Annotated in this window: 14 protein-coding genes; 13 read left to right on the top strand and 1 reads right to left on the bottom strand. The window is 63.0% G+C overall.

Annotated elements, in window-relative coordinates:
- The 5 genes from EN745_RS19560 to tgt form a co-directional block, all read left to right on the top strand.
- The coding region (locus EN745_RS19560; protein WP_145992071.1) for a peptidylprolyl isomerase at positions 1-225 on the top strand (225 nt) is incomplete at its 5' end.
- Positions 226-239: 14 nt separating this feature from the next.
- A complete protein-coding gene (locus tag EN745_RS19555) occupies positions 240-689 on the top strand; it encodes a DMT family transporter (RefSeq protein WP_127422042.1) in 450 nt (149 codons plus the stop codon).
- Positions 689-1780: a tRNA preQ1(34) S-adenosylmethionine ribosyltransferase-isomerase QueA gene (queA, locus tag EN745_RS19550; protein ID WP_127422041.1), complete on the top strand. Its 1092-nt coding sequence runs from the start codon at positions 689-691 to the stop codon at positions 1778-1780. The genes EN745_RS19555 and queA overlap by 1 nt, the downstream gene beginning before the upstream one ends.
- Positions 1770-2039 carry a hypothetical protein gene (locus EN745_RS19545; RefSeq protein ID WP_126054735.1) on the top strand — a complete coding sequence of 90 codons (270 nt, stop codon included), beginning with the start codon at positions 1770-1772 and terminating at the stop codon, positions 2037-2039. Before queA ends, EN745_RS19545 begins: the two co-directional genes overlap by 11 nt.
- The gene (gene tgt / locus EN745_RS19540; RefSeq protein WP_127422040.1) at positions 2032-3162 is read left to right on the top strand and encodes a tRNA guanosine(34) transglycosylase Tgt; all 1131 of its coding nucleotides are present in this window, start codon (positions 2032-2034) and stop codon (positions 3160-3162) included. Before EN745_RS19545 ends, tgt begins: the two co-directional genes overlap by 8 nt.
- Before the next feature lie 5 nt (positions 3163-3167).
- Here tgt and EN745_RS19535 read toward each other — a convergent pair whose 3' ends face one another.
- A complete protein-coding gene (locus EN745_RS19535) occupies positions 3168-3587 on the bottom strand; it encodes a DUF4864 domain-containing protein (RefSeq protein ID WP_126059080.1) in 420 nt (139 codons plus the stop codon).
- Positions 3588-3807: 220 nt separating this feature from the next.
- Between EN745_RS19535 and EN745_RS19530 the strand changes: the two genes are divergently transcribed.
- The 8 genes from EN745_RS19530 to EN745_RS19495 all read left to right on the top strand — a co-directional run.
- Positions 3808-4044 carry an Lrp/AsnC family transcriptional regulator gene (locus EN745_RS19530; protein WP_126054733.1) on the top strand — a complete coding sequence of 79 codons (237 nt, stop codon included), beginning with the start codon at positions 3808-3810 and terminating at the stop codon, positions 4042-4044.
- A gap of 172 nt (positions 4045-4216) precedes the next feature.
- On the top strand, positions 4217-5629 hold the full coding sequence (locus EN745_RS19525) for a circularly permuted type 2 ATP-grasp protein (RefSeq protein ID WP_189363092.1): 1413 nt from the start codon (positions 4217-4219) through the stop codon (positions 5627-5629).
- Between the two features lie 91 nt (positions 5630-5720).
- Positions 5721-6662, top strand: coding sequence for an alpha-E domain-containing protein (locus EN745_RS19520; RefSeq protein WP_126054731.1), 942 nt, complete (start codon positions 5721-5723; stop codon positions 6660-6662).
- Positions 6663-6692: 30 nt separating this feature from the next.
- Positions 6693-7487: a transglutaminase family protein gene (locus EN745_RS19515; RefSeq protein ID WP_126054730.1), complete on the top strand. Its 795-nt coding sequence runs from the start codon at positions 6693-6695 to the stop codon at positions 7485-7487.
- A gap of 30 nt (positions 7488-7517) precedes the next feature.
- Positions 7518-8249, top strand: coding sequence for a peptidase (locus tag EN745_RS19510; protein ID WP_126054729.1), 732 nt, complete (start codon positions 7518-7520; stop codon positions 8247-8249).
- Positions 8250-8349: 100 nt separating this feature from the next.
- Positions 8350-9762, top strand: coding sequence for an aspartate aminotransferase family protein (locus EN745_RS19505; RefSeq protein ID WP_127422039.1), 1413 nt, complete (start codon positions 8350-8352; stop codon positions 9760-9762).
- A 122-nt stretch (positions 9763-9884) separates the two neighbouring features.
- Entirely contained in the window at positions 9885-10652 is a 768-nt protein-coding gene (locus EN745_RS19500; protein ID WP_126054727.1) for a DeoR/GlpR family DNA-binding transcription regulator, read from the top strand.
- A gap of 127 nt (positions 10653-10779) precedes the next feature.
- Positions 10780-11168, top strand: a 389-nt coding sequence (locus tag EN745_RS19495; protein ID WP_127422038.1) for an FAD-dependent oxidoreductase, incomplete at its 3' end; no start/stop codon positions are given.

Below are 11168 nucleotides of genomic sequence, written 5' to 3'. Positions count from 1 at the left end.
AACCACGGTCGCGGCACCTGCTCGATGGCGCGCGCCCAGAACCCGAATTCGGCCAACTCGCAGTTCTTCATCTGCTTCGACGATGCCGCCTTCCTCAACCGCCAGTACACGGTCTGGGGCCAGGTGATCGAAGGCATGGAAAATGTCGACAAGATCAAGCGCGGCGAGCCGGTGCAGGATCCCGACAAGATCGTGTCGCTCAAGGTCGCGGCCGACGTCAAGTAAGGTGTGAAACCACGATGATGGGCGCCGTCTGGTCCCTGCTTGGCATCCTGTCCGGCGCCTTTATCGCCGTTCAGGCGCCCATCAATTCGCAGCTGGCGCGCGGCCTGGGCCTCCCGGTCGCCGCGGCTGCGTTCTCGTTCCTGTCGGGCGCGGTCGTGCTCGGCATCATCGCTCTCGTGGTGGTGAAGCTGCAGGGCATTTCGCTAGACTGGAAAGCGCCCCCGCCATGGCTGTTCATCGCCGGCGGCATGCTCGGCGGCTTCTACGTCACGCTCTCGACGATTTTGACGCCACGTATCGGCGCCGCCGCGCTGATGGCGTTCCTGGTCGCAGGCCAACTGCTGGCCGGCATGCTCATCGACCGCGCCGGCTTCCTGGGCGTGGCGGTGCGCGAGATCTCGCCCGGCCGCATTGCCGGCGCCGTGTTGCTGCTCGCCGGAGCGCTGCTCATCCGGCTCTATTGATGCGCGTCGACCTCTTCGATTTCGACCTGCCGGAAGACCGCATTGCATTGCGTCCGGCCGAGCCGCGCGACAGCGCCAGGATGCTGGTCGTCAGACCGGGCGGCGCGGGGCTGGCCGACCGCGCGGTGAGCGACCTGCCGTCGCTGCTCAAGGAAGGCGACGTCCTCGTCTTCAACGACACCAAGGTCATTCCAGCGCAGCTCAAGGGCATCCGCAAGCGCGGCGAGGCACAGGCGCAGGTCGAGGCAACGCTGCACATGCGGGTGGCGCCCGACCGCTGGCAGGCCTTCATGCGGCCAGGCAAGCGCATCGCCGCGGGCGATCGCATCCATTTCGGCCATGACGCCAATTCCTGCTTTCTCGGCCGGCTCGACGCCACGGTGATCGAGAAGGGCGAGGCGGGCGAGGTGCTGCTTGGCTTCGATCTGTCCGGTCCGTTTCTCGACGAGGCGCTGCATGCGGTCGGCCACATCCCGCTGCCGCCATACATCGCCTCCAAGCGCGATGACGACGAGCGCGACCGCAGGGACTACCAGACCATCTATGCCAGGGAGGAGGGCGCCGTCGCCGCGCCCACCGCCGGGCTGCATTTCACGCCAGAGCTGTTCTCCGCATTGGACGCGAAAGGCATCGAGCGCCGCTTCGTCACCCTGCATGTCGGCGCAGGCACCTTCCTGCCGGTCAAGGCGGACGACACCGCTGACCACAAGATGCATGCCGAAACCGGCTCGGTCAGCGCCGAGACCGCTCAAGCACTCAACGAGGCCAAGGCGCGCGGAGCGCGGATCATTGCCGTCGGCACGACGTCGCTGCGCCTGCTGGAAAGTGCGGCCACGCCGGACGGCAGGCTCGCCGCCTGGTCGGGTCCGACCGATATCTTCATCACGCCCGGCTACCGTTTCCGGACGGCCGATCTCCTGATGACCAATTTCCATCTGCCGCGCTCGACGCTGTTCATGCTGGTCTCGGCCTTCAGCGGGCTGGAGACGATGCGCGCGGCCTATGCGCATGCCATCGACAGCGGCTACAGGTTCTACTCCTACGGAGACGCCAGCTTGCTTTACCGAGCGGAGACGAGCGATGGACGATGATCTGGAACACATGGACCGCGACGCTCTGGTCGCGGAGGTGAAGAAACTGCGCGCCGGCATTCGCACCCATCGCGACTCCACCGGCCACGATCTCTGCTGGCATCACCCCGACCTCTGGGCCCTGCTGCCGGAAAAGACCGAACCTGCCATCGCGGTGCCGCCCTGGGAAAAATTCATGCGCGGCTGCATCCGCTACCGGCAGTCGCTCGACGAGCAGGCACCCGGCGCGCCTGTGCACGACAAGGACTTCCATGGCTGAGGCTTTCACCTTCAAGCTGCTTGCCACCGACGGCAGGGCGCGGCGCGGCGTGATTTCGATGCCGCGCGGCGAGATCCGGACGCCGGCCTTCATGCCGGTCGGCACCGGTGGCACCGTGAAGGCCATGTACATGGACCAGGTGCGCGGCGTCGGCGCCGACATCATCCTCGGCAACACCTATCATCTGATGCTGCGGCCGGGCGCCGAGCGCGTGGCGAAGCTCGGCGGCCTGCATGAATTCGCCCGCTGGCCGCAACCGATCCTCACCGACAGCGGCGGCTTCCAGGTGATGTCGCTGTCGAAGCTGAGAAAACTCTCGGAAAAGGGCGTCACCTTCCGCTCGCATATAGACGGCGCGCCCTACGAAATGTCGCCGGAGCGGTCGATCGAAATCCAGGGCCTGCTCGATTCAGACATCCAGATGCAGCTCGACGAATGCACGGCACTTCCGGCCAAGCCGAAGGAGATCGAGCGCGCGATGGAATTGTCGCTGCGATGGGCCGAGCGCTGCAAGGCGGCCTTCGGCGACCAGCCGGGCAAGGCGATGTTCGGCATCGTCCAGGGCGGCGACAGCGCGGCCATGCGCGTGCGCTCCGCGCAGGCGCTGAAGGCCATGGACCTGAAAGGCTACGCCGTCGGCGGGCTGGCCGTCGGCGAGCCGCAGGCGGTGATGCTGGACATGCTCGACATCACCTGTCCGGAACTGCCTGCCGACCGGCCGCGCTACCTGATGGGCGTCGGCACGCCGGACGACATCTTGAAATCGGTGGCGCGCGGCATCGACATGTTCGATTGCGTGATGCCGACCCGCGCCGGCCGCCATGGCCTCGCCTATACGCGCCGCGGCAAGGTCAACCTGCGCAATGCCCGCCATGCCGACGATCCGCGGCCGCTGGACGAGGAGAGCGACTGCCCGGCCGCACGCGACTATTCGCGCGCCTACCTGCATCATCTGGTGCGTTCGCAGGAGTCGCTTGGCGCGATGCTGCTCACCTGGAACAATCTTTCCTACTATCAGAAATTGATGCAGGACATCCGCGCCGCGATCGAAGCGCAGGCCTTCGAAGCACGTGCCGCAGAGATCTCCGAAGGCTGGGCGCGGGGTGATATTCCGGTGCTCTGACCGGCTCAGGTGCTGAGCGACGTCGAGGCCCGCAGGCTGCAGCCGGTGATCTGGAAGCTACCGTCGGGCTGCTGCTCCAGCGTATACACCGCCTCGTAATCCTTGCCATCAGGCCCGACGATCATCACCTGCTGGATAATCGAGGTCGGACCGGTCTGCTCGACCTTGCCGAAGGCATAGCTCTGCGGCTTGCGCACCGGCGCGTAGCCGTTGGTCACCATGTTCATGAACATGTCGACCGTCGGGAAGACGCGTTTCACATTCGGCGCGGCGAAACTGTAGGCCCTGACGCCGTCATTTGCGATGAAGGCTTTCAACTGGCTGTCGATGACCGTCTGCGCCGCCTTGACCTCGGCGTCGCCTGCAAGCGCCGAGGACAGGAAAAGGAATGGAATGATTGCGAATGCGAATAACGAGCGGCGCATGCCTGCCTCCATTGTCCCCAGGGGAAATCGCAGTCCGAAGATGCATCCTAACATACGCATGGCGCCGCTTGGTGGTTTCAGCAAATCGCAGGCGCCGCGATTCGGCGATGCCGCCATGCTTGGTGCTCGTTGCTCGGCGCCTTTCGGCTGGTGCTTGAAAGCTGGGCGCCACTCTGCCAAAAGGGCCGCTTATTCGCGCAGAGGCTAGGCAGGACCGGCAATGAAGGCATTTTTCGTGCAGATTAAGTGCGATCTGGGCAAGGCCTATGAGGTTGCCGGCGCGCTTGCCGATGCCGAGATCGCCTCGGAAATCTACTCGACCGCCGGCAATTACGACCTGCTCGCCAAATTCTATGTCGAGGATGAGCAGGACGTCGGCCACTTCATCAACGAGAAGGTGCAGATTCTGCCCGGCATCAAGGACACCTTCACCATCGTCACTTTCCGCGCCTTCTGAGTCGCCCTTTGTCGTTTGCCCGGGCGCGAGGCAAAGCCTGACCCAGCCCCGTCGGCCCTGCCTCAATCTTAAGCAGTCCTGACATAACGACCGCCGGCATCCATCAAATCACCGATTGCGCTTGATTTTCTCCGACGACGCCAGTGAAATGGTGTCACAGGGGAGTACGCGATTGGCAGCGTTTGATGAAATGCTTCCGGAAGTTTCCGGACTGAGAAGACCATATTCGGCTTATGATCGCTGGCTGAAGGAGCAAGACCCGGCCAGGCTTACCCAGAAAATGCAGGACGCCGAGCGCGTCTTCCGCAAGACCGGCATCACCTTTGCCGTCTATGGCGAGCAGGAAGCCTCAGAACGGCTGATCCCCTTCGACATCGTCCCGCGCATCATCTCCGGCAATGAATGGCGCCGCCTGACGCAAGGCATCGAGCAGCGCGTCCAGGCGCTGAACGCGTTCCTCGACGACATCTACCACCGTCAGGAAATCCTGCGCGCCGGCCGCGTGCCCAGGGAACTGGTCGCCAAGAACGAGGCCTTCCTGCCGGAAATGATCGGGGTCAGGCCGCCGGCCGGCGTCTATACCCACATCATCGGCGTCGACATCGTGCGCATCTCGGAAAACGAGTTCTACGTTCTGGAGGACAATGCCCGCACGCCCTCCGGCGTCTCCTACATGCTGGAGAACCGCGAGACGATGATGCAGCTCTTCCCCGAGCTGTTCCAGCAGATCAAAGTGCGGCCGGTCGAAAACTATCCGCAGCTCTTACGCCAGTCGCTGGCCGCGGTGCGGCCAAAGGGCACCAAGGATGCGCCGACCATCGCCGTGCTGACGCCGGGCAGCTACAACTCCGCCTATTTCGAGCATGCCTTCCTCGCCGACCAGATGGGCGTGCAGCTGGTCGAGGGCCAGGACCTGCGCGTCGTCGACGGCCATGTCGCGATGCGCACGACGGAAGGTTACAAGCAGATCGACGTGCTCTACCGGCGCGTGGACGATTCTTTCCTCGATCCTCTCACCTTCCGCCCGGACTCGGCACTTGGCGTGCCCGGCATCATGGACGTCTACCGCGCCGGCAACATCACCATCGCCAATGCGCCGGGAACCGGCATCGCCGACGACAAGGCAATCTATTCCTACATGCCCGAGATCGTCGAGTTCTACACCGGCCGCAAGGCGATCCTCGGCAACATCCCGACCTGGCGCTGCTCCGAGGGGGACAGCCTGAAATATGTGCTAGAGCACATCAGCGAGCTGGTCATCAAGGAAGTGCACGGCTCCGGCGGCTACGGCATGCTGGTCGGGCCTGCGGCGACCAAGAAGGAGTGCCAGGACTTTGCCAAGAAGCTCGCGGCAAAGCCATCGAACTACATTGCCCAGCCGACGCTGGCGCTGTCGACCTGCCCGATCCTGACCGAGAAGGGCTTGTCGCCCCGCCATGTCGACCTCAGGCCCTATGTGCTGGTCTCCGACCGCATCCAGATCGTGCCCGGCGGCTTGACGCGCGTGGCCCTCAAAGAGGGCTCTCTGGTGGTCAATTCCTCGCAGGGCGGCGGTACCAAGGATACGTGGGTGCTGGATGATTGAGCTGGGCAGGGGGACGCAGCAATCATGAGACGCATTCTTCCCTACTCGCTACTCGCTATTCGCTATTCGCTCGACATCGGGGCAAATTGATATGCTTTTGGGCCGTACCGCCAACGGGCTCTACTGGATGAACCGCTACATTGAGCGGGCCGAAAACATGGCCCGCCTTGTCGATGCCGGCCTGCGCATGGCGCTCACCCGTACGCAGAATGCGTCCGAGGAGTGGAACTCGGTGCTGCTGAGCGCGGGCTCCGACATCGCCTTCAGCCAGAAGTACCAGGACTATACCGCTGCCAACGTTTCCGACTTCCTGCTGCGCGACACCTCGAACCCGTCGAGCACCATGTCCTCGATCGAGACCGCCCGCAACAATGCCCGCATGGTGCGCACTGCGCTGACGCGCGAGACCTGGGAAAGCATCAACGAGGCCTGGATGTCGCTGAAGCGCATGCTGGCCAGGCCCATCGACGAGCGCGACCTGCCGAACGTGCTCGACGCCATCAAGCGCGAGACAGCGCTGATCCGCGGTTCGTTCTACGGCACCATGCTGCGCAACGAGATCTTCGATTTCTCTCAGCTCGGCACCTATGTCGAGCGCGCCGACAACACGGCCCGCATCCTCGACGTCAAATACTACGTGCTGCTGCCGTCGATCTCCTGGGTCGGCTCAACGCTCGACAACTATCAGTGGGAATCGATCCTGCGCTCGGTGTCGGCGCATCGCTCCTACCGCTGGGTCTACGACGCCGACTACAAGCCGACCAACATCGCCGACTACCTGATCCTCAACGTGCGCATGCCGCGTTCACTGACCTTCTGCTACCGCTTCCTCGCCGAACACCTGAAATTCCTGGGCGACGACTATGGCGAGCGCCATGCCTGTCACGCCACGGCCGAAAAGACGCAGGCAATGCTGAGGGCGGGCTCAATCAAGGACATATTCGACGCCGGCCTGCACGAGTTCCTGGCCAATTTCATCCGCGACAACACCAGGCTCGGCGACGAGATCGCGCTGGATTACAAGTTCTATTGAGCATCAGGCTCGCAACCGGAAACTGACGCCATGCGGCTCAAGATCACCCATCGGACAGACTACCGCTACGATGCGCCGGTGCAGTATCTCTTGCAGCGGCTGCGGCTGCTGCCAGTCAGCGGCCACACACAGACCGTTCAGTCCTGGGCTTTGAAGATCGATGGCGCGCGCGAGGAGGTACGCTTCACCGACCATTTCGGCAACGACACCCGGCTTTTGAGCGTCGAAGGCGAGCCTCACGCCATCGCCATTGAAGCTTCGGGCGAGGTGGTGACGCGCGACACCACGGGCGTATCCGGTCAACACCAGGGTTTTGCGCCGCTCTGGCTGTTCGCGCAGGAGACGCCGCTGACCGCCGCCGGCGAAGGCATTCGCGAGCTTGCCGCCTCGGCGGGCAAGGGCACGGATATCGAGCGGCTTCATCGGCTGATGGGCACGATCGGTGAGCGTGTCGCCTACAAGCCTGGCGCCACCACTGTGATGACGCCGGCCGAAGAGGCACTGGCGCTTAGAACCGGCGTCTGTCAGGACCACAGCCATATCTTCGCTGCCGCGGCGCGCGCCATGGGCTTTCCGGCCCGCTATGTCAGCGGCTATCTGATGATGGATGCGGCGGTCCAGCAGGCGGCGAGCCACGCCTGGGCCGAGGCGCATGTCCAAGGCCTCGGCTGGGTTGCTTTCGATGCCGCCAACGGAATCTCCCCCGACGAGCGCTATGTGCGCGTGGCGACCGGGCGCGACTACCGCGACGCCTCACCGGTATCGGGGATTAGGCTGGGACAGGCGCAGGAACAGCTTGCGGTGACTGTCACGGTAGAGCAGTAATTCCAGCGGAATCGCTGCTAAAGAGTACCCATGACCTATTGCGTCGGCCTGAAGATCGATCGCGGGCTCGTGTTCATGTCGGACACGCGCACCAACGCCGGCATGGATTCGATCTCGACCTTCAAGAAGATGCATGTCTGGGAGGAGCCCGGCGAGCGCGTCATTGTGCTGATGTCGGCCGGCAATCTGGCGACCACGCAGGCCGTGGTCAGCCTGCTCGACGAGCGCACCAAGGCAGTGGCGGATCGCCATGCGACGCTGCTCGAGACGCCGTCCATGTACCAGACGGTGCGGCTGGTAGGCGATACGGTCAAGGAGGTCATCGCTCATTCCTCGCCCGCAGGCGACAAGGCCGATTCCTACTTCAACGCCTCCTTCATCCTCGGCGGCCAGATCAAGGGCAGCCCGCCGCGGCTGTTCATGATCTATCCCGAGGGCAATTTCATCGAATCGACCGACGACACGCCGTTCTTCCAGATCGGCGAGACCAAATACGGCAAGCCGATCATCATCCGCGCCTATGAACGCACGATGAGCCTGGCCGAGACGGTGAAGCTGCTTTTGGTGTCCTTCGATTCGACGCTGAAGTCGAACCTGTCGGTCGGCCTGCCGCTCGACCTGCTGTTCTACGAGAAGGACGCCTTCAAGGTCAGCCTCAAGAAGCGCATCGGCCAGGACGATCACTATTACCGCACCATCTCGGACGGCTGGTCGAACGCGCTGAAGACGGCTTTCGCCAGCCTGCCGGATTTTCCGGGGTAGGGCGGCGCGACCTCGCCGAATCATTTCATATATTTAACATGTTAATCAACACCCGAGCGGTTGCATTTGCCGGCGCGGCGGCCGGCTACTGGGAGGAAACATGGACAATAACGAATTCCGCACTTGGTCTAGGCGTGCCGCCGACTGGGGTGTCGACTACCGCGACACCTTGCGCGAACGGCCGGTGCGCCCAGCGCTTGCCCCTGGCGAGGTTTTCCATGCCATCGAGGTCTCGCCGCCGGAAACCGCGGAACCGATGGACAGGATCTTTGCCGATTTCGAGGAAAAGATCGTGCCCGGCATGACGCATTGGCAGCACCCGCGCTTCTTCGCCTATTTCCCGGCCAATGCCGCCCCAGTCTCGGTGGTTGCCGAGTATCTGGCTTCGGCGATGGCGGCGCAGTGCATGCTGTGGCAGACCTCGCCGGCGGCGACCGAGTTGGAGACCCGTACCGTCGACTGGATGCGCCAGGCGCTCGGCCTGCCCGATGGCTTTTCCGGCGTCATCCAGGATTCGGCTTCGTCGGCAACGCTGGCCGCGGTGCTGACCATGCGCGAGCGGGCGCTCGACTGGCAGGGGAACAAGGAAGGGCTGACAGGGCAGGCGAGGCTTCGCGTCTATTCCTCCGACCAGGTTCACACCTCGATCGATCGCGCCATCTGGGTCGCCGGCATCGGCGAGGAGAACCTCATCCGCATTCCGGTCGCCGGCCGTTTCCGTGCCATGGACACCGCGGCGCTCGAAGCCGCGATCGTCTCCGACCGCAACGCCGGTATGCGGCCGGCGGGTATCATCGCTTGCGTCGGCGGCACCAGCACCGGCGGCACCGACGACATCGCCGCCGCGGCTGCTGTCGCCAAACGGCACGGCCTCTATCTGCATGTCGACGCCGCCTGGGCCGGATCGGCGATGATCTGCCCGGAGTATCGGCATTTCTGGGCCGGCGTCGAAGGCGCCGATTCGATCGTCTTCAATCCGCACAAATGGCTGGGCGCGCAGTTCGACTGCTCGATCCAGTTCATCCGCCAGCCCGAAGATCTGGTGCGTACGCTGGCCATCAAGCCGGACTATCTCAAGACCCATGGTCATGACGGTATCATCAACTATTCCGAATGGTCGGTGCCGCTCGGTCGGCGGTTCCGGGCGCTCAAACTCTGGTTCCTGTTGCGGGCGCATGGGTTGGAAGGCCTGCGCGCCATGATCCGTAACCACGTCGCCTGGAGCGAAGGCCTCGCCAGGCGCCTGGCAGGCGAGGCGGATTTCGACATCGTTACCGAGCCGATGCTGTCGCTATTTTCGTTTCGGCATAAGGGAGGGGCGGGCGCCGATTCAGATGAACACAACCTTCGACTGGTCAATGCCATCAACGACGATGGCCGCATCTACCTGACCCAGACCAAAGTGGATGGTCGGGTCGCGATCCGCTTCCAGGCCGGCCAGTTCGAGGCGACGGCGGACGATATCGACGCGGCATTTGCTGTCATCACCGAAATCGCACGCTGCCTTACTTGAGGCAAGTCCCCTATCGAGCTGCGCCGGTTTTGCGATCATATGATTTTCATTAGTCGGCATCTGCCTTTTCATTGCTTTCGTTTTCGGATATACACAAGAAAAACGAAAACGGGAGGCACTAGATGTTTCTGTCCCCGCGCCATGCTGAAATCGTCCAGATGGCCCAGGATCATGGCCGTGTGCTGGTGGACGATCTGGCCACGCATTTCAACGTGACGCCGCAGACCATCCGCAAGGACCTCAACGATCTCTGCGACCAGCGCCTGCTCACACGCATCCATGGCGGCGCCCTGTTCCCCTCCGGCATCGAGAACATGGAGTATGAGGCGCGCCGCAAGATCGCCGCCGAGGAGAAGGAGGCGATCGGCCGCGCCGCCGCCAGGCTGATCCCCGACAACGCCTCGCTCTTCATCAACATCGGCACCACGACCGAGTCCGTCAGCAAGGCCTTGCTGGACCACAACGGCCTCATGGTCATCACCAATAATATCAATGTTGCCAATAGGATGCGTGTCTATCCTTCGATCGAGGTGGTGATTGCCGGCGGCGTCGTGCGTGGCTCCGACGGCGGCGTCGTCGGCGAGGCCGCCGTCGACTTCATCCGCCAGTTCAAGGTCGACTACGCCGTCATCGGCGCCTCGGCCATCGACCATGATGGCGCGCTGCTCGATTTCGATTTTCGCGAGGTGAAAGTGGCGCAAGCCATTATCGCCAACGCCAGGCACGTCATCCTGGTTTCCGACCAGACCAAGTTCGAACGCACCGCGCCGGTTCGCATCGGCCATCTGTCGCAGGTCAACACCTTCATCACCGATCGTTGCGACATCCCCTCGGTGCGCAAGATCTGCGAGGAGGCAGAGGTTCAGCTGATCGAAACATCGCTCGGCTAGGGCCGGCTAACGTGGCTTTCACGGCGCTGTGATATTTCGTTTGACATTCGTTCGTATTTCGAATTAATTCCGTAACGGTTTCGCAAAAGACCAAAAATGCTGCAATGCGAAATCGCTGGAGGATTTCTTGGACGCATCACCGATCCATGACATTTTTGTCATTGGCGGCGGCATCAACGGCTGCGGCATCGCCCGCGACGCGGTTGGTCGCGGCTTCTCGGTTTTTCTCGCCGAGATGAGCGATCTGGCCAGCGGCACCTCGTCCGGCTCGACCAAGCTGATCCATGGCGGCTTGCGCTATCTTGAGTTTTACGAATTCCGCCTGGTACGCGAAGCGCTGATGGAGCGCGAGGTTCTGTGGAAGAACGCGCCGCACATAATCTGGCCGATGCGTTTCGTGTTGCCTTACGCCAAGGGCCTGCGGCCGGCCTGGCTGATCCGGCTCGGCCTTTTCCTCTACGACCATATTGGCGGGCGCAAACTGCTGCCGGCGACGAAGACGCTGGACATGGGGAC

It is taken from the genome of Mesorhizobium sp. M4A.F.Ca.ET.022.05.2.1 (assembly GCF_003998845.1).
GTDB lineage: Bacteria > Pseudomonadota > Alphaproteobacteria > Rhizobiales > Rhizobiaceae > Mesorhizobium.
The sequence above is the reverse complement of the archived record's forward strand: the minus strand, read 5'-3'. Positions and strand labels throughout refer to the sequence as shown.